General features: G+C 56.9%; 16 protein-coding genes. 8 read left to right on the plus strand and 8 right to left on the minus strand.

Annotated features, from left to right (window positions below):
- Positions 1–14 precede the first annotated feature (14 nt).
- Genes parC through thiC form a run of 5 tightly spaced genes read right to left on the minus strand, consistent with a single transcriptional unit; the run spans position 15 to position 7207 of the window.
- Positions 15–2258, minus strand: a complete 2244-nt coding sequence (gene parC / locus AC14IB_RS05050; protein WP_484230853.1) for a DNA topoisomerase IV subunit A — start codon at positions 2256–2258, stop codon at positions 15–17.
- 2 nt (positions 2259–2260) lie between these two features.
- Positions 2261–4150, minus strand: coding sequence for a DNA topoisomerase IV subunit B (gene parE / locus AC14IB_RS05055; protein ID WP_484230854.1), 1890 nt, complete (start codon positions 4148–4150; stop codon positions 2261–2263).
- Complete coding sequence (locus AC14IB_RS05060) at positions 4147–4710, minus strand: DUF1249 domain-containing protein (protein ID WP_484230855.1); 564 nt, start codon at positions 4708–4710, stop codon at positions 4147–4149. Before AC14IB_RS05060 ends, parE begins: the two co-directional genes overlap by 4 nt.
- Positions 4707–5321, minus strand: a complete 615-nt coding sequence (locus tag AC14IB_RS05065; protein WP_484230856.1) for an NUDIX domain-containing protein — start codon at positions 5319–5321, stop codon at positions 4707–4709. Before AC14IB_RS05065 ends, AC14IB_RS05060 begins: the two co-directional genes overlap by 4 nt.
- A gap of 2 nt (positions 5322–5323) precedes the next feature.
- Complete coding sequence (thiC, locus tag AC14IB_RS05070; protein ID WP_484230857.1) at positions 5324–7207, minus strand: phosphomethylpyrimidine synthase ThiC; 1884 nt, start codon at positions 7205–7207, stop codon at positions 5324–5326.
- A 208-nt stretch (positions 7208–7415) separates the two neighbouring features.
- Here thiC and AC14IB_RS05075 point away from each other — a divergent pair, with 208 nt between their 5' ends.
- A complete protein-coding gene (locus tag AC14IB_RS05075; RefSeq protein ID WP_484230858.1) occupies positions 7416–8771 on the plus strand; it encodes a TolC family outer membrane protein in 1356 nt (451 codons plus the stop codon).
- A gap of 7 nt (positions 8772–8778) precedes the next feature.
- Here AC14IB_RS05075 and AC14IB_RS05080 read toward each other — a convergent pair whose 3' ends face one another.
- Both AC14IB_RS05080 and waaA read right to left on the minus strand, forming a co-directional pair.
- Complete coding sequence (locus AC14IB_RS05080; protein WP_484230859.1) at positions 8779–9495, minus strand: 16S rRNA (uracil(1498)-N(3))-methyltransferase; 717 nt, start codon at positions 9493–9495, stop codon at positions 8779–8781.
- Positions 9492–10769: a lipid IV(A) 3-deoxy-D-manno-octulosonic acid transferase gene (gene waaA / locus AC14IB_RS05085; RefSeq protein WP_484230860.1), complete on the minus strand. Its 1278-nt coding sequence runs from the start codon at positions 10767–10769 to the stop codon at positions 9492–9494. The genes AC14IB_RS05080 and waaA overlap by 4 nt, the downstream gene beginning before the upstream one ends.
- 86 nt (positions 10770–10855) lie before the next feature.
- On the opposite strand from waaA, the gene lpxL reads away from it, so the two are divergent.
- From lpxL to AC14IB_RS05115, 6 genes are all read left to right on the plus strand, one after another.
- Positions 10856–11806 carry an LpxL/LpxP family Kdo(2)-lipid IV(A) lauroyl/palmitoleoyl acyltransferase gene (gene lpxL / locus AC14IB_RS05090; protein ID WP_484230861.1) on the plus strand — a complete coding sequence of 317 codons (951 nt, stop codon included), beginning with the start codon at positions 10856–10858 and terminating at the stop codon, positions 11804–11806.
- Between the two features lie 3 nt (positions 11807–11809).
- The gene (gene rfbB / locus AC14IB_RS05095) at positions 11810–12871 is read left to right on the plus strand and encodes a dTDP-glucose 4,6-dehydratase (protein WP_484230862.1); all 1062 of its coding nucleotides are present in this window, start codon (positions 11810–11812) and stop codon (positions 12869–12871) included.
- A 58-nt stretch (positions 12872–12929) separates the two neighbouring features.
- The gene (locus tag AC14IB_RS05100; RefSeq protein ID WP_484230863.1) at positions 12930–13166 is read left to right on the plus strand and encodes an AbrB/MazE/SpoVT family DNA-binding domain-containing protein; all 237 of its coding nucleotides are present in this window, start codon (positions 12930–12932) and stop codon (positions 13164–13166) included.
- A 99-nt stretch (positions 13167–13265) separates the two neighbouring features.
- Complete coding sequence (gene rfbA / locus AC14IB_RS05105) at positions 13266–14135, plus strand: glucose-1-phosphate thymidylyltransferase RfbA (RefSeq protein WP_484230864.1); 870 nt, start codon at positions 13266–13268, stop codon at positions 14133–14135.
- 6 nt (positions 14136–14141) lie between these two features.
- Positions 14142–14687 carry a dTDP-4-dehydrorhamnose 3,5-epimerase gene (gene rfbC, locus AC14IB_RS05110; RefSeq protein ID WP_484230865.1) on the plus strand — a complete coding sequence of 182 codons (546 nt, stop codon included), beginning with the start codon at positions 14142–14144 and terminating at the stop codon, positions 14685–14687.
- 6 nt (positions 14688–14693) lie between these two features.
- Positions 14694–15818 carry a glycosyltransferase family 4 protein gene (locus tag AC14IB_RS05115; protein WP_484230866.1) on the plus strand — a complete coding sequence of 375 codons (1125 nt, stop codon included), beginning with the start codon at positions 14694–14696 and terminating at the stop codon, positions 15816–15818.
- A 718-nt stretch (positions 15819–16536) separates the two neighbouring features.
- Here the strand turns inward: AC14IB_RS05115 and AC14IB_RS05120 are convergent.
- Complete coding sequence (locus tag AC14IB_RS05120; protein WP_484230867.1) at positions 16537–17841, minus strand: nucleotide sugar dehydrogenase; 1305 nt, start codon at positions 17839–17841, stop codon at positions 16537–16539.
- Between the two features lie 135 nt (positions 17842–17976).
- On the opposite strand from AC14IB_RS05120, the gene AC14IB_RS05125 reads away from it, so the two are divergent.
- A partial coding sequence (locus AC14IB_RS05125) for an acyltransferase family protein (RefSeq protein WP_484230868.1) occupies positions 17977–18503 on the plus strand: 527 nt, incomplete at its 3' end.

Consider the following 18503-nt stretch of genomic DNA (forward strand, 5'->3'; position numbering starts at 1 on the left):
GAATTCTTCTCCCTTTAACTCACACTCAAGCCGTCTACTTTTTGGAACCCACGCGGCAATTTTTGGCCACGGCGTCCACGCTCGCCTTGGTAATGCTCGAGGTCTTTTTGCGTTAAGGTCATGTGCCGGCCGCCAGCATGAACGGTTAACTTATCACCACTGCGAATGGGCAATACCTGAACCACGACTTCCTCATCGCTCGCCAGCAATGACATAAGCTTATTGCCCTTACCTTTCGCCAAGCGAGGCAGATCTTTCACGGGAAATAACAATAGCCGACCCGTATTGCTGAGCACAGCCAGCTGGTCATTCTCTGCATCGGCGATGAGTGTGGGCGACAACACGGTGGCGCCATCCGGCACATTCAGCAGTGCCTTACCATTTTTATTGCCGGCCTCTAGGTCTCCCAGCTGCGCGATAAAGCCGTAGCCGGCATTGCTGGTCAGCAGGAGCAGACGTGCGGCATCGCCCATCACCACCGCCATAAACTGCGCGCCGCTGGGCGGGCTCAATTTGGTGGTGAGGGGCTCGCCTTGGCCGCGGGCAGAAGGCAGTGTGTTGGCCGCCAGCGAATAACTACGCCCCGTCGTATCCAAGAAATGGACGAGCTGATTGCTCTTGCCTTCGGCCTTGGCCAAGTAGGCATCACCCGCCTTATAGCTCAGGCCGGCAGCATCCACATCGTGACCCTTAGCGGCGCGCACCCAACCCTTTTCTGACAGCACGACAGTGACCGGTTCGGCAGGCGTGATATCGGTATCACTGAGCGGAGCGGCGTCTTTGCGCACCACCAGCGGCGAACGACGTGCATCGCCGTACTTGGCAGCATCGGCCTGAATTTCTTTAACTAAGAGCTTTTTCAACAGCGCGTTCGAGCCCAGTACTTTCTCTAATTGCTCACGCTCTTTCGCCAACTCATCCTGCTCGCCGCGAATGCGCATCTCTTCCAATTTGGCGAGATGGCGCAGCTTAAGCTCAAGGATAGCCTCGGCCTGAATGTCGCTGAGCCCGAAGCGCAGCATGAGTTCAGACTTGGGCTCATCCTCGTAACGAATAATGCGAATGACTTCGTCGATGTTGAGGAAGGCAATCAGCAAGCCATCAAGGATGTGCAGGCGCGCGTTGACCTTATCGAGACGATGCTGCAAACGCCGGCGAACGGTCAGCGTGCGGAACTCCAGCCATTCGCCGAGCATCTCGCGCAAGCCCATGACGCGCGGGCGGCCATCGAGCGCGATCACGTTCATGTTAACGCGATAGCTGCATTCCAAATCGGTGGTGGCAAATAAATGCCCCATGAGCTGCTCAACATCGATGCGGTTAGAGCGCGGCACAATGACGAGGCGAGTCGGATTTTCGTGGTCGGACTCATCGCGCAGGTCGGCTACCCACGGGAGTTTCTTGGCCTGCATCTGGTCGGCAATCTGGGTCAGGATCTTGGCGCCGGAAACCTGGTGCGGCAGAGCGGTGACGACGATGTCGCCATCCTCGATCTCGTAGACCGCCCGCATGCGGAAGCCACCCTTGCCGGTGGCATACATCTGAATCAATTCATGACGCGGCGTGATAATTTCGGCGGCAGTGGCGAGGTCGGGGCCAGGCACAAACTCGCAGAGCTCATCTAACGAAATGCCGGGGTCGTTAAGTAACGCGATGGTGGCGTTGGCAATCTCACGCAGGTTATGCGCGGGAATATCCGTTGCCATGCCGACGGCAATGCCGGTGGTGCCATTGAGCAATAAATTCGGCAGACGAGCAGGCAGCACGCAAGGCTCTTCCAGCGTGCCGTCAAAGTTTGGCTGCCAATCCACGGTGCCCTGTTCTAGTTCGGCCAGCAGCGTGTCGGCATAGGGCGAGAGGCGCGCCTCGGTATAACGCATGGCCGCAAAGGATTTGGGATCGTCCGGCGAGCCCCAGTTGCCCTGACCATCGACCAGCGGGTAGCGGTAGCTGAACGGCTGCGCCATCAGCACCATGGCTTCGTAGCAGGCCGAGTCACCATGCGGGTGGTACTTACCCAGCACATCACCGACGGTGCGTGCCGACTTCTTATGCTTGGCCGAATTTTTCAGGCCGAGCTCACTCATGGCGTAAACGATGCGACGCTGCACCGGTTTCAGGCCGTCACCGATGTGCGGCAGGGCGCGATCCTTGATCACATACATCGAGTAATTCAGGTACGCCTGTTCGGTGTAGGTTCGCAGCGGGACGAGCTCGGTGCCGTCTACTGGAGTGGATAACATCAGATCATCGGTCACGCTCAAACCTCCACATCCGCTAGGTTGCCCTTGCTTTCCAACCAGCTTTTACGATCACCCGAGCGCTTCTTCGCCAGCAACATATCCATCATTTCGTGAGTCGCCTCGACCTCATCTAGCACCAGCTGGATGAGGCGACGCGTATCCGGCGCCATGGTGGTTTCCCGCAGCTGCAGCGGATTCATCTCACCCAGGCCCTTAAAGCGTGTTACCTGGGGCTTTCCGCGTTTGCTCTCCGCTTCCAACCTATCCATGATGCCCTGCTTCTCGCTCTCATCCAGCGCATAAAAAACCTGCTTGCCAAGATCGATACGGAAGAGTGGCGGCATCGCCACACAGACATGTCCGCCACGCACCAAGGCGGGGAAGTGCTGCACAAACAAGGCGCACAACAAGGTGGCAATGTGCAGACCGTCGGAGTCGGCATCGGCAAGAATGCAGACCTTGCCATAGCGCAAGCCGCTAAGGTCATCGGAGCCCGGGTCCACGCCTAATGCCACCGCGATATCGTGTACTTCCTGCGAGGCCAAAATTTGCGATGAGTCGACTTCCCAGGTATTCAGAATCTTGCCGCGCAGGGGCATTACCGCTTGGAATTGACGATCTCGCGCTTGCTTAGCCGAACCACCGGCCGAGTCGCCTTCGACCAGAAATAACTCACTGCGCGCAATGTCACTGCCGGAACAATCCGCCAGCTTCCCCGGCAATGCCGGTCCGGAGGTGATGCGCTTACGCGCGACTTGCTTGCTTTGCTTGAGGCGTTTTTGCGCAGAATTAATGACCAGCTGAGCCAGCTGCTCAGCAATGTCTGTGTGCTGATTTAGGTACAGCGAAAAGGCATCTTTCACCACACCCGACACGAAAGCTGCCGACTCGCGTGAAGACAAACGCTCTTTGGTCTGGCCAGCAAACTGCGGGTCCTGCATTTTCAGCGAGAGCACATAGGCACAGCGCTCCCACAGATCTTCGGGCGCGAGTTTAATGCCCCGCGGCAACAGACTGCGGAACTCACAAAATTCGCGCAACGCTTCCAGCAAACCGGTGCGCAGGCCATTCACGTGCGTGCCGCCCTGAACGGTCGGAATCAAATTAACGTAGGACTCTTGGGTTAGCTCACCGCCCTCGGGAAGCCACAGCACGGCCCAATCCACTGCCTCGTTCTTGCTTTCAAGCTTACCCAGAAACGGTTGGTCAGGTAGTCGCAGCCAATCTTGAGTCGACTCCATGAGGTAGTCTTTCAGACCGTCTTGATAGTGCCACTCCATGCGCTCGCCACTGGCTTCATCATGGAAGTGCAAATGCAGGCCGGGGCAAAGTACCGCCTTGGCACGTAAGACATGTTTAAGCTTACTCAGCGAAATTTTCGGCGAATCAAAATAACTGGCATCCGGCAAAAAGCGCACCACCGTGCCGGTCGCGCGCTTACCACACTCGCCCACCACCGCCAATTCTGTCACCTTTTCACCGCCAGCAAACGCCATACGCCAGAGCTGACCATTGCGCTTCACCGTAACTTCCAGTGACGTGGAGAGCGCGTTCACTACCGAGGCGCCAACACCGTGCAAGCCCCCGGAATATTTATAGTTTTTACCCGAGAATTTACCGCCGGCATGCAGGCGCGTGAGGATGAGTTCGATACCCGAGACGCCATGCTCCGGGTGGATATCCACAGGCATGCCACGGCCGTTGTCACTCACCTCAATAAAACCGTCTGCCGCAAGGACAACACGAACTTCATCAGCGAAGCCACCCAAGGCCTCATCCACCGAATTGTCGAGAATTTCCTGAACCAAATGGTTAGGGCGTGTGGTGTCGGTGTACATGCCCGGGCGCTTGCGCACCGGGTCTAAGCCAGACAAGACTTCGATAGAGGCGGCGGTATAGCCGGTCATTGCGCATCCTCAGGTTGCGGTTCATCAAAAATAGACAGATTACGCTGGTCCCAGTTTCGATAGTCTGGGCTCAAGCGCGGATCTCGGGGCAGACCGAAGCGTAAACAATGCTGCAGGCAGTCGCCAAGGAATTCATTCACCAACTGCTTTTCATTGACTCGCCAGCCGGATTGATGCTGGGCAGGAACTATCGCCGGAATGCGTCGTGCGGTTTGAAAGCGCAGCACATCCGCCATGCGTGCGTCGTGAAACAGGCGCACCTCCATGTCGAGCTCAGGGCACCACGGCAAAGTCGGTGTCATCTGCGCTAATCGCCACGTTTCGGTATAACGCGTGCGCTCTACACGCTGCAGTTGCAACACAGGCTGCACGCTGATGAGCTCACTCGCCAGCATGACGTCTTGTCTATCACCCCACGCAAACTCCAGGGGCGAGACAGCGCCTAAGCGATCCCCCACACCCGCGCCACGCAACAGCTTTTGCAGACGCGCATAGTTGAATTCGTAGAGTGCATGCATACCCGCCAGATCGACGGTGTAGCGCGGCGTTAAGGCGTTCAACGCGACCACTTCGACACGATATGCGCCTTATTCAAAGCCAACCATTGCAGCGCCAACATGCACGGCGCGTTATTGATGCGGCCACTACTGACCAGCTGTAACGCCTGCTTCAGACCCAGCACGATGACACGAATATTTTCGCCCTCTTCGGCAAGGCCATGAACGCCGCCGGCACGAGACAAATCGGCTGGCGCCACGAATAAGGTAAAGCGCTCATTTGAGCCGCCCGCACTGGGCATGAACTCAAAGACTTTCTCGAGATCCGTAATGACCACACCGGCTTCTTCTAACGTCTCTCGGCGAGCCACCGCTTCAAGCGCTTCGCCTGGCTCGACTAGACCTGCAACCACTTCATATTGCCAAGGATGCTGATCGTCGATAGCGCCTACTCGAAACTGCTCTATCAGCAGCACATCGTCGGTTTTTACGTCATAGATGAGGACACCAACGGCCGGCGGACGCAAGAACATCTCGCGCGTGATTTCGCGGCCCATGGAGCCATCAAAATGCCGATGCTGTAGCCAAAATTTGTCGACGCGATAGAAACCCTGAAACAGGGTTTCCCGACGGTTAATCACGACATCATTTCGGCCCAGCTCATTGCTGCTCATGGTCAGACCACCTTATAGATTTCGGCACCCTGCTCGCGGAACTCCGCCGACTTCTCGGCCATGCCCTTTTCGGCTTCGGCGAGCGCTGCAGCATCCTCCAGCCCGGCGGCGTAATCGCGCACGTCCTGGGTAATCTTCATGGAGCAGAACTTCGGGCCGCACATCGAGCAGAAATGCGCGACCTTGTGTGCCTCTTTCGGCAAGGTTTCATCGTGATATTCACGCGCAGTGTCCGGGTCCAGCGCCAGGTTGAACTGGTCGTCCCAACGGAACTCGAAGCGCGCCTTGCTTAGCGCGTTGTCACGGATTTGCGCGCCGGGATGCCCTTTCGCCAAGTCGGCAGCGTGGGCAGCAATCTTGTAGGTAATGATGCCGTCCTTCACGTCTTTCTTGTTGGGCAGGCCAAGATGCTCCTTCGGCGTCACATAGCAAAGCATGGCACAGCCGAACCAGCCGATCATGGCAGCACCGATGCCGGAGGTGATGTGGTCATAGCCCGGTGCGATGTCGGTGGTCAGCGGGCCTAGCGTGTAGAACGGCGCTTCGTCGCAGCATTCGAGCTGCTTCTCCATGTTTTCTTTGATGAGGTGCATGGGCACATGCCCAGGACCCTCAATCATGGTCTGCACATCGTGCTTCCAGGCAATTTTGGTCAGCTCGCCAAGCGCTTCCAGCTCGCCGAACTGCGCGGCATCGTTGGCATCGGCAATCGAGCCGGGGCGCAGGCCGTCACCCAGCGAGAACGACACATCGTAGGCCTTCATGATGTCGCAGATGTCTTCGAAATGCGTGTACAGGAAGTTCTCTTTGTGATGCGCCAGGCACCACTTGGCCATGATCGAGCCACCGCGCGAGACGATGCCGGTCATGCGCTTGGCCGTCAGCGGCACATGGCGCAGCAGCACGCCGGCGTGGATGGTGAAGTAGTCCACGCCCTGCTCGGCCTGCTCGATCAGCGTGTCGCGGAACAGCTCCCAGGTCAGGTCTTCGGCGACGCCGCCGACCTTCTCCAGCGCCTGATACACTGGCACCGTGCCGATCGGCACCGGCGAGTTGCGGATGATCCACTCGCGCGTCTCGTGGATGTTCTTGCCGGTGGACAGATCCATGACCGTGTCGCCGCCCCAGCGGATGGCCCAAGTCATCTTCTCGACTTCTTCGTCGATCGACGAGCCCAGCGCCGAGTTGCCGATATTGGCGTTGATCTTCACCAAGAAGTTACGGCCGATGATCATCGGCTCCAGCTCGGTGTGATTGATGTTGGCCGGGATGATGGCGCGACCGCGGGCGATCTCGTCACGAACAAACTCAGGCGTGATGATCTTCGGAATCGATGCCCCGAAACTCTGGCCCGGATGCTGATGATTGAGCAAGCCAGCGTCTGCCAGATGCTCACGGCGCATGGTCTCGCGAATCGCCACATATTCCATTTCCGGCGTGATGATGCCTTTGCGCGCATAGTGCATCTGCGTGACATTGGCACCGGCCTTGGCACGGCGCGGCTGACGAATGTGACCGAAACGCAGGTGCGCGGTGGCAATGTCCTTCTCGCGTTGCAAACCGAACACCGAGCTGACGCCGCTGAGCAAATCGACATCGCCCCGCTCATCGATCCAGTTAGCTCGCACTGACGGTAAACCCTGGCGAATATCAATCTTCACCGCCGGATCGGTATAGGCGCCGGAGGTGTCATACACGATGACCGGCGCATTCTTTTCGCCGCCCATGTTGGTGGGGGTGTCCGCCAGCGAAATCTCGCGCTGCGGCACCCGAATATCGGGGCGCGACCCCGTGACATACACCTTGCGCGAGTTGGGCAAGGGAGCTATAGCAGCAGCATCGACCTGAGCGGAGCTGCTCAGGAAGGCATTTTCGGGCGAATTCATGTGAGTTTCCTGTTCGGGCAACGAGGCCGCCGCAGTCAGCGCCGATGGGGCGAATTTCGGGGCAGCAAGATCAGCCATGCACTATATAGCGGGGGGTTAAGGGCGACAACTCAAGCAGCACTGACAAATGGCGAACAAGGCCATCGCTTGCAGTTAGCGAAGACTCAGCTTAGGCTCGCAGCATTCAACATACTCACGAGTATCTCGCATGCGTTTGCGCTACCTGACTATCACCGCCCTCGCGCTGACCTTATTTGCCGTACCCTATACGCAAGCCAACACACTGGACTTGCTGGCAACGCTGCGCCTAGCGGATCAAAACGATCCGAACTTAGCCGCCATTCGCGCGAGCGCACGTGCAGCAGAGCAAGGGCCTGCCATTGCGCGCGCCAGTCTTTTACCGCAGTTAATGGCGAACGGAAGCATCGGTGATACGACCCTAAAGCAAGACTCGCCAAACAGTATGGGTGGCATCACACCCACCCGTACTGATTACCGCAGCACGCAATGGAGCGTGAAGCTTTCGCAGCCTCTGTTTAATTGGAGCAGCTGGCATCAATTCAGTGCCGCGAAGTTACAACTTTCGCAAGCGCAAAGTGACGCGCTCGATAAAACGCAGAATCTATTCTTAGCGGTCTCAGAAGCGTATTTCGATGTGCTCCGCGCCGATGACAACTTAACGCTGGCCATCGCCCAAGAAGCGGCCCTCAACCGTCAACGCGACCAAGCCGAGGCACGCTTTAAAGTCGGTCTAATTGCACGAGCGGATGTGATGGAGGCTGAAGCCCAACGCGACAGCGCCACCGCACAACGACTGACGGCTGAAATTGGTTTGAGCAATGCTCGCGAAAAACTCAATGCCGCCGTCGGTCGAGACATTGGCAAGCTCGCGCGCTTACGCGAGGACCTGCCATTGGATGCGCCCGTCCCGGATGACGCCGAAGCATGGGCAAAACTGGCACGTGAGCGCAATCCCGGACTCATTGCTGCTCGCCTGCAAAGCCAGGCAGCGCTGGCTGCACGTCAAGCTCAACGTGGCGGCTATCTTCCACAAGTAGGCCTCTTCGCGAGCCGCAGTGTCCGCGAAAATACGGATGTCAGCGGTGCGAATCAATCCATTACCTTTAATGCGGGAGAAACGGATGTCGTTGGAATTGAGGCACAGTGGGAGCTTTTTGCCAGCGGACGAACCCGCGCCTTAGTTCAACAAGCGACGGATAATGCTGAAGCCAGCAAACAGTCCGCCTTAGCCCGCGAGCACCAGATTGTGACGGCTGCTCGAACCAGCTATCTCACGCTTAAAGTGGATAGCGCGCGCCTGCAAGCCAGGCAACGTGCACAGGCCTCTGCACAACAGGCCTACACCGCCACCAAAGCGGGCTACGACGTGGGCACACGTAACATCGTGGACTTGTTACTGGCTGAAACGAATGTGTACCTCGCCAAACGTGACTACGCGAATGCACGCTACGACTACGTTATTAACAGCCTGCGCTTGCAAGCCGCTGCGGGCATGTTAAGTGAAGAGAACGTGGCTAAGGTCAATAGCTGGCTTATGCCTTAACGGGTCTTCAGATGAGCGGAAGCAGTTTGCCCAGCGCGACGGCGACCGCGGTCTCAACGCGTAAGATTCGCGCGCCTAGCGACACAGGCTTTAATCCTGCAGCCTGGAGCAGAGCGACCTCATAAGGAATAAAGCCGCCTTCTGGGCCGATAGCCACCAGTTGCGGCCGGCCCACATGCGTCGGGCACTCACTGGCATCTACCGGATGCGCCAACCAGCCTTCGCGCCCCAGCAGCAAGTCGGGCAAGTCATCTTCCACAAACGGCTTAAAACGCTTGGCCAGCGTTATTTTAGGCAAGACCGTATCGCGCGCCTGCTCCAAGCCCAGCAGGAGTTGCTCATGAATGGCGGCCTCGCTTAACCACGGGCTTTGCCAAAAACTTTTCTCCACCCGATAGCTGTTGATGAGCACGACATGCTCTACGCCAAGGGTAGTGACCATTTGCAGAATACGCTTAAGCATTTTCGGTCGTGGTAAGGCCAGGACCAGAATAACAGGCTGCTTAGGTGGAGGAGACTCACTGAGCATCACACGCATGCATAGCCGCTGCGGGCTCAGCTCTGTGATCTCACCGTAGCCCATCAAACCATTAAGCTCGCCCACGCGCAAAGACTCACCCACCGTGGCTTGATGCACCGCCAAAACATGTGTCAAGCGTCGCCCCGTCAGCACCACTTCGTGGTCTGAAACAAAATCATCGGGCACTAAAAGAATGAGATTCATGGGCGCAATAACAGCGGCGTCAACACCGCCATCTGCCGTGATACAGCCCCCCGATTTGCGTCCAAGACGGCTTGTCCGGCCGACACTTGTTCCTGTCGCACATCCGCATGTGTCAACAATCGCGCCAGCGCGTTAGCCAACTCAGTGGCGTCATGCACGGTCTGTAATGCCCCTGCAGCACGCAGCTCGGCATTGATGGTCGCGAAGTTAACGTCATGCGGTCCAGTCAATGCGGGCACGCCTAAGGCGAGGGGTTCCAAGACATTATGGCCGCCGCTAGGCACCATTGACCCCCCCACAAAGGCCGCCTGAGCGAGCGCCAAATAACTCAGCAACTCGCCCATGCTGTCACCCAGCCAAACGGACGTGCTCGGCAAAATGGGCTCATCTCGGCTGCGCCGCGCACTGCACTGACCAGCCGCCTGAATTTGCTGAGCCACTGCATCAAAACGCTCGGGATGACGCGGCACCAAAATCAGTAAAGCCGTGGGCAATTGCTGGCGCAGCTGGGCGTGAGCCGCCAGCATCAAAGCATCCTCACCCGCATGCGTACTCGCTGCCACCCAAATGGGCCGATCCTGCAATCCGGGCTGCGCTCGCCACGTCTGCGCTAACGCAACCTGGGCCGGCGTGATGGATAAATCAAATTTCAAACTGCCCGTCACCACCACACGCTCGTCAGGCATGCCCAGCGCCCGAAAGCGTTCAGCAGTCGCGGCATCTTGCGCAGCAATAACGGAGATGGCCGTGAGCAGCTCACGCGTCAGCGCCCCCGCCTTGCGATAGCCGCGCGCCGAACGCTCAGACAATCGCGCATTGGCCAACAGCACTGGCAGTCGCTGCGCTTTCGCCGCCGTCAAGGTGTTGGGCCAGAGCTCCGTTTCCATCACCACCAAGGCGCAGGGATGCCAATGCCGCAGAAAGCGTGCGACGGCACCAGGGTAATCGTAAGGGGCGTAGACATGGTGGACAGCATCGCCCCAAATGGCGCGTACACGCTCGGAGCCGGTCGGGGTCATGGAGGTGATGAGCAACGGCAGATCGGGGTCAAGCTGACGAATGGCCGCAATCAGCGGTTGCGCCGCCAAGGTCTCACCCACCGACACGGCATGAATCCAAAGCGGCTGACGGACAGGCCTAGCCTGCAGTGTATAGCCCATGCGCTCGCGCCAGCGAAGACGGTACTGGGGCGACTGGCGTCCGCGCAGCCAAAGCCTCAGCCAAATCAGCGGAAACACCAAGCGCAAAATCAATGTGTAAAGCCAGCGCGGCACAGAGCGCTCCCGGACAGAAAGACTGGAGGCCAGCATTGTAGCCGCTTACACTTGCCACCGTTACAGGCACCCGACCAAGGACCCTCATGTCTCGCATCACCCGCGTTAACGACGGCTTTCAATCCGCCTGGCTGCACCCACGCTACTGGCTGACCTGGCTGCTGGTGGCTTTTGCCTACGTCATGGGCTGGCTGCCATGGGCACTGCAGTATCGCCTCGGTAAAGGCTTAGGCTGGTTGGCCTTTCATTTAGTGACCATGCGAGTTAACGACACCCGTATTAATCTGAAGCTTTGCTTCCCAGCACTGAGTGAGGCGGAGCGCGAAGCCATGGTGCGCGATGTCTTCCGTCAGGGTGGCATCGGCGTTTTCGAAACCGCGGCAGCTTGGATGAAGCCCACTGAGTATCATCGCCGCCGCATCGCCGTCGAGGGCTTACAGCATGTCCTCGATGCTCAGGCGCAAGGGCGGGGGGTCATCATTTTGGGGGCGCACTACAGCGGCCTAGACCTCAACGGCACGGCGGCCTCGTTGTTTTTCCCGCTGCACGCGGTCTATCGCCCACAAAACAACCCCGTACTCGATTTCTTTATTCGCCATTGCCGTGGCAAAACCTATGCAGGCCAGATTGATCACGCCGACATGCGCACCCTGTTTAAATGTTTGAAAGCAGGTGAAGTCGTTTGGACCTCGGTGGATCAAGACTTTGGCTTAAAACAAGGCGTGATGGCGCCCTTCTTTGGCCACCCCGCCGCCACCCTGATCGCTACCTCGCGTATGGCCCGCGTGAATAACTCCCCCGTAATTTTTGTGCACTTCATGCGCAATGCAGACAACCAAACCTACACCATGACCTTCACACCGCCACTGGAAAACTATCCCAGTGGCGATGACGTCACAGATGCCACGCGCCTGAATACGGAGCTTGAGTCGCTGATACGCCGAGCGCCCACGCAGTACATGTGGTTTCATCGGCGATTCAAGAGTCGGCCAGCCGGTGAGGCTTCTCCTTACATTAAGAAAAAACGGAAACGCTAATTTATGAACATTCTAGTAACCGGCGGTGCCGGATTTATCGGCTCTGCCGTGGTTCGCGAACTCATTCAGCATACTGATCATCACGTGATCAACGTGGATTGCCTGACCTATGCCGGCAATCTTGATTCGCTGACAGCCGTGACGAACCACCCACGCTATGCCTTTGCTCAGGTAAATATCTGCGACCGCGCCGCGCTCGATCGGGTCTTTGCAGAACACACGCCGGATGTCGTCATGCATCTCGCAGCGGAATCACACGTGGATCGCTCGATTGATGGTCCAGGCGACTTTATCCAGACCAATATTCACGGCACCTACACCCTGCTAGAAGCTTCACGGAGTTACTGGACGGAACTGCCCGAGGAACGCAAAGCAGCATTTCGCTTCCACCACATCAGCACCGATGAAGTCTATGGCGACCTGCACGGCACCGATGATCTCTTTCTTGAGACCACGCCCTACGCACCCAGCTCGCCCTACTCCGCCAGCAAAGCGGCCAGCGATCATCTGGTACGAGCCTGGCAACGCACTTATGGCCTGCCCACGCTGATCACCAATTGCTCGAACAACTACGGGCCATACCATTTCCCGGAAAAGCTTATTCCTCACATGATTTTGAATGCGCTGAGCGGCAAGCCGCTGCCGGTTTACGGGAATGGCCAGCAGGTTCGCGACTGGCTTTATGTAGAAGACCATGCGCGGGCGCTGGTACTGGTGGCCACGCAGGGCGTTATCGGCGAGACCTATAATATTGGCGGCCACAATGAGCAGAAGAACCTGCATGTGGTGCAAACGCTGTGTGCGCTGCTGGAAGAACTGGCTGCGGACAAAAAGCCGGCAGGCGTGAGCACATTTGCTGACCTCATCACCTTCGTAAAAGACCGCCCTGGCCATGACGCACGCTACGCCATTGATGCCTCGAAGATCGAGCGCGAGCTAGGCTGGACACCGCAAGAGACCTTCGACAGTGGTTTGCGCAAGACCGTACAGTGGTATTTGAGCAACGAGGCTTGGTGGCAGCGCGTGCTGAGCGGGGCATATCAGCTGGAGCGGAGAGGGGCTTGATAAATTGAAGCATCATGAGCCGCAAGACTGGCCAAGCTTGGAAGCAGGATACGCCGCCATGGCAGCCGATGAAATACGAGAGCAAAACGCTCGCACATGGGTTAGCGGACTCAGTCGCGAAAACTTCGCGGCCACGATGCAAGCCATTACGCCAGAAAGCCAAGCCAATGATCCGGCACTAACTCAGACTCAGATACAAACACTGGCAAATTTTTTCGCCAACACTGAGCGCCTGCCAGAGGACTTTCTGAAAGATCGTGTGGACGAACCGCCACAAGAACGAGATTGGAACTAACGCCCGCGATTTTCTTCGCGTACCCGGTCTGGCCGTGGAAGAGTGGGCACTGTAATCTCACCAGCACGCAACATGACTCAAAAAACAACAGGACCTGACATGAAAGGCATCATTCTCGCCGGCGGTTCCGGCACGCGTCTGCACCCCATTACTCGCGGTCTGTCGAAGCAGCTACTGCCGATCTACGACAAGCCCATGATCTACTACCCACTGTCGGTGCTCATGCTTGCCGGCATCCGTGATGTGCTGATCATTTCCACGCCCGACGACCTGCCCGGCTATCAGCGTCTGCTCGGCGACGGCAGCAGCTTTGGCATTTCATTAAGCTATGCCATTCAGCCCAGCCCGGACGGACTCGCTCAGGCCTTCATCATTGGGGCCGACTTCATTGGCGATGACCGTGTCTGCTTAGTACTTGGTGACAATATCTTCTATGGCCAATCGTTCGGTACCCAGCTCAAGGCAGCCGCAGAGCGCGAAACCGGCGCTACCGTATTTGGTTACCACGTTTCCGACCCCGAGCGCTTTGGCGTCGTCGAGTTCGACAACACGGGTAGAGCCATCTCCATTGAAGAAAAACCGACAAAGCCAAAATCAAATTACGCTGTGACCGGCCTGTATTTTTACGACCGCGACATCGTGGACATTGCTCGTGCCGTAAAGCCCTCAGCCCGTGGCGAATTAGAAATTACCGACGTCAACAACGCCTATCTGCAACGCGGCGACTTGCAGGTTGAGCTGTTAGGCCGTGGCTTTGCCTGGCTCGATACCGGTACACATGACTCGCTCATGGAGGCGGGCTCGTTCGTGCAGACCATCGAAAAGCGCCAAGGCCTAAAGGTGGCGTGCCTGGAAGAGATTGGTTATCGCAACGGCTGGCTGAGCAAAGAGCGCCTGCTGACCGAGGCTGAATCTCTGAAGAAAACGGCCTACGGTCAGTACCTGCTGCAAGTCGCCAACGAAGGCTGAGCCCCGATGAATGTGATTCGAACCGCCATTGCTGATGTGCTGATTCTGGAGCCAAGAGTCTTTGGCGATGCGCGCGGCTACTTTCTGGAAAGCTGGAACGCGCAGAAGTTCAACGAGGCCGTTGGCCGTGACGTCACCTTCGTGCAAGACAACCACTCTCGCTCGCGCCAGGGCGTTTTGCGCGGCCTACACTTCCAGCGTATCCAGCCGCAAGGCAAACTGGTGCGCGTGCCGCAAGGCCGTGTCTTTGATATAGCCGTGGATATCCGCCCTAAATCCCCCACCTATGGCCAGCATGTGGGCGTGGAGCTAAGTGGTGAAAACCAGCGCCAGCTCTGGATACCGCCAGGCCTAGCGCATGGCTTTCTGGTGCTGAGCGAGTCGGCGGACTTTCTCTACAAGACCACGGACTACTATCACCCGGCATCAGAGGGGACATTGCTGTGGAGTGACCCGGCGCTGAACATTCAGTGGCCGTTGCACGAGATTTCCAGTGAACTTTTGCTCACCGATAAAGATCGTCAGGGAAAGTTGCTGAGCGAACTGGATTGAAATGAATTGACAAAAAAGCTCACTGTTCTGCAAACCCTGCCCGCCCTGCATAGCGGCGGCGTCGAGCGAGGCACGCTGGAGATAGCCCGTGCGCTGGTCGCAGCGGGGCATCGCTCCATTGTGGTATCCAATGGTGGCCGATTAGTTGAGCAGCTGGAGCGCGAAGGCAGCGAGCACATCACAATGCCCGTTCACCGCAAGTCCCTGGCCAGCCTCTTCCAGATCCGACCATTCCGCAGGCTACTCGAGGAGCTGAAGCCGGATATTGTGCATGCGCGCTCTCGCATTCCTGCATGGATCGCGTGGTTGGCTCTGAGGCGAATGAACCCGGCTACGCGACCACGATTTGTGACCACCGTACATGGCATGTATTCGGTCAGCCCTTACAGCGCCATCATGACTAAGGGCGAGGTGGTCATCGCGGTATCGGAAACCGTGCGCGACTATGTCCTGACACACTACCCCGCCTGCGACCCCGCACGTATCAAGCTCATTTACCGGGGTGTCGATCCCGCCGAATTTCCATTCCAATATCAACCCTCGGCGACCTGGCTCGCACAATGGCAACAAGACTACCCGCAGCTGGCCGGGAAGCAGGTACTGGCACTCCCCGGCCGCATCACACGCCTGAAAGGCCACGAGACATTCCTCACGCTCGTGTCGGCATTGCGAGCCCGAGGCCTGCCAGTACACGGCCTGATCGTAGGGGGTGTTGAAGAGAAAAAGCGCGCCTATCTGACCGAGCTGAAAGCGCGTGTGGCAGACATGGGGCTCGCTGATGACATCAGCTTTACCGGCCTGCGTAGTGACATCCGCGAGGTATTCAGCCAATGCCAGCTCGTGCTGTCACTCTCCACGCAGCCAGAAACCTTTGGCCGTACCGTGCTGGAAGCACTCAGCCTGGGAACCCCCGTCGTGGCATGGGATCAAGGTGGCGTGGGGGAGATTTTGCGCGCTTGCCACCCGCAGGGCATGGTGAATACCAATGACACAGCGGCTCTGGAAATCGCGGTCAAGGCAACACTGGCCGAAGGGCCGCGCACAACGCCAATCAAGGACTTCAGATTGGCTGAGATGTGCTCGGAGACACTGAAGACTTATACCGAGCTAGCACCAAGCACCACTTGTTGAGCATCGTTTGAGCCATGGAGAAGGCCATCTGTGAAGCTGATCTCAGCGCTTAAAAAAAATGACCTCGTTGAACATCCTCGTGGCGGATTGTCATTTGGCGTAATACCAGAAATTCCGCACTTAAAGCTTCCTGAGGGGAATATTTATCTGCGTCGAGGAGCGCACGACGCAGTCAAGATAGAGGCTTCGGTGTTGAGCACATATGGGCTGCACACGAGCATGAACTCAAGAACAAGGGCTTCAGGATCATAGAAGATGTTGCCAGTTACATAGCACACATCATTCAGCCTGGAACGCCCGTCTACTTTGAGGCTCAGCAGCCGCAGAAGAGGAATACACGCGGAGGGGTGCTCAGAAGCAGCTTTGGCTTGGTCATTGTTGAAGCCAGGCATGAGCGCACTGGGTTCGGCTATTTCGTTGTCACTGCCTATTCAAAGCGAAGTGCTAAAGGCACCTTGGTCTGCGTGACAACGTAAAAAGGGCACCAATAATGGTGCCCTTTCAGGATATACAGAGGGGTAGTCGAAGCATTTCCTTAGCACTTGGGGTCGGAAATCGATCAAATACTTGAACGCCACTACCACAGAGAGCGCCAGTTCTCTGCTGCCAGCCAACGCAGGGGGCTATTACTGGAAGCCATGCCTGCTAAACGCTCGATTGCAGTCCTCGTACATATTTAAGCTTATTGCTCAAAAAACGCAACGACACCTCTTTCTGATCACAAACGCCATAGCGGCAAGCCTGCCGTCGCAAATGCAGTTCGGTCAAACACAGACTTGATGTCAATCACCGGCGTGCCCACGCCAAACGCGGCCACAAGCTCCGCTGGTGCCAGTGCCTTGATGCGGGCATGAGCAACGGCCACCACAACCGCATCAACTCTCGGCACGGCGTGCCAGTCGGCCACCATCGTTACGCCGTACTCTTCATGCGCTTCATGCGCATCTGCGACCGGGTCCCAGATCACTACCTTGAGACCATGCTCTTGCAGCTCATGCACAATATCGATGACTTTGCTGTTGCGAATATCGGCACAGTTTTCCTTGAAGGTCAGGCCCATCACCAACACGGTAGCGCCAGCGCGCAGGCGATCAGCCTTGAGCATTTCACGCACGGTTTGCTGCGCCAGATACGAACCCATGCGGTCGTTAATACGGCGGCCAGCCAGAATGACCTCCGGGTTATAACCCAGCGTCTGGGTCTTGTGCGTCAGGTAATACGGGTCCACACCAATGCAATGGCCGCCGACCAGACCGGGGCGGAATGGCAGGAAGTTCCACTTGGTGCCTGCCGCCTCAAGAACCTCTAGGGTATCGATGCCCATGAGATTGAAGATCACCGCCAGCTCATTGACCAGCGCAATGTTGACATCGCGCTGAGTGTTTTCGATGACCTTGGCCGCTTCCGCGACACGGATCGACGAAGCGCGATAAACACCGGGCTCAACCACGGCCTCATAGAGTGCTGCAACGCGATCCAGTGATTCGGCATCGTCAGCGGCCACAATTTTGATGATGGTTTCCAGGCGATGAGTCTTGTCACCCGGGTTAATGCGCTCAGGTGAGTAACCCAGCTTGAAATCCACACCACGACGCTTACCAGACAAGCGCTCAAGGATAGGCGCACAGACATCATCGGTAACGCCGGGGTACACCGTAGATTCGTAAATCACAATAGCACCGGGCTTGATATGCGGCGCAATGGTTTCTGTGGCGCGGATGACAGGCGTCAGGTCAGGCTGCTTGGCATTATCGATGGGGGTGGGCACGGCAATGATCAGGAAGTCGGCAGCGGCCAGATCACTGCCCTGCGAAGTCACTTTGAGCTGTGTGGCGGCTTGAAAGGCCGAAGGCTCCATTTCACCGGTAGGATCATAGCCCTCGCTATATGCCTTGAGCTTGGCCTCGCTGATGTCAAAACCGATGGTCGGCATGACGCGACCGAAGGCCAGGGCAAGCGGAAGACCAACATAGCCGAGGCCGATGATGGCGACGGTTTTTGTATCGAGAAATAGAGATGCCAACTGGATTTCCTCTCATCAAATAGCGGTAGCCTAACACGCCCCTGTCTGCCGGAAAGCGGTTGGAAAAGACTGAATTGAGAGATTCTACCTCGCTTGTTCTTGATACATAATGAGAGTCCGACAGAAACACTATGGATGGCATCGCCCCTTACAATGGAAGTACTTAGACCAACTCCTGCTGGCGCACACAATTGCATCGTCACCACTCAGGACTCCAAAAATATTCGCCTTGAAGCGGCTCGGGGAATCGCAGCTTTTATTGTGTTTATCGGCCATTTCATCGCTGCATTTATGCCAGCACTGGTAGGCCAAGCGCCACCATCTCACGATGGTGAGTCTTTTGTCGGATCCGTTTATTTTGTACTTTTCAATGGCCAAGCCGCAGTAATGTTTTTCTTCGTATTGTCTGGCTACGTTTTAAGCGTCGGCGCTCTAAGAGCAAAAAACACAAGGCCACTTTTGTTAGGTGGGATCAGAAGATGGCCAAGACTAATACCAGTCGCTCTGATCAGCATACTATTTTCATTCTTTTTATATAAATCGGACCTATATTTCTATAGCCAAGCGCGAGAGCTCACGCACTCAGAGTGGCATTCCAACTGGAATCTCTCTTATTTTTCACCAAGCCTTTTAATGGCCTTGAAGCAGGGTGCATTTGATGT

The organism is Perlucidibaca sp. (assembly GCF_057084925.1).

Bases quoted from the DNA above. Each gene is read 5' to 3' on its own strand.
- parE (WP_484230854.1), bottom strand. From the start codon at position 4,150: ATGACCGGCTATACCGCCGCCTCTATCGAAGTCTTGTCTGGCTTAGAC.
- AC14IB_RS05065 (WP_484230856.1), bottom strand. From the start codon at position 5,321: ATGAGCAGCAATGAGCTGGGCCGAAATGATGTCGTGATTAACCGTCGG.
- thiC (WP_484230857.1), bottom strand. From the start codon at position 7,207: ATGAATTCGCCCGAAAATGCCTTCCTGAGCAGCTCCGCTCAGGTCGAT.
- AC14IB_RS05075 (WP_484230858.1), top strand. From the start codon at position 7,416: ATGCGTTTGCGCTACCTGACTATCACCGCCCTCGCGCTGACCTTATTT.
- AC14IB_RS05080 (WP_484230859.1), bottom strand. From the start codon at position 9,495: ATGAATCTCATTCTTTTAGTGCCCGATGATTTTGTTTCAGACCACGAA.
- lpxL (WP_484230861.1), top strand. From the start codon at position 10,856: ATGTCTCGCATCACCCGCGTTAACGACGGCTTTCAATCCGCCTGGCTG.
- rfbB (WP_484230862.1), top strand. From the start codon at position 11,810: ATGAACATTCTAGTAACCGGCGGTGCCGGATTTATCGGCTCTGCCGTG.
- AC14IB_RS05100 (WP_484230863.1), top strand. From the start codon at position 12,930: ATGGCAGCCGATGAAATACGAGAGCAAAACGCTCGCACATGGGTTAGC.
- rfbA (WP_484230864.1), top strand. From the start codon at position 13,266: ATGAAAGGCATCATTCTCGCCGGCGGTTCCGGCACGCGTCTGCACCCC.
- rfbC (WP_484230865.1), top strand. From the start codon at position 14,142: ATGAATGTGATTCGAACCGCCATTGCTGATGTGCTGATTCTGGAGCCA.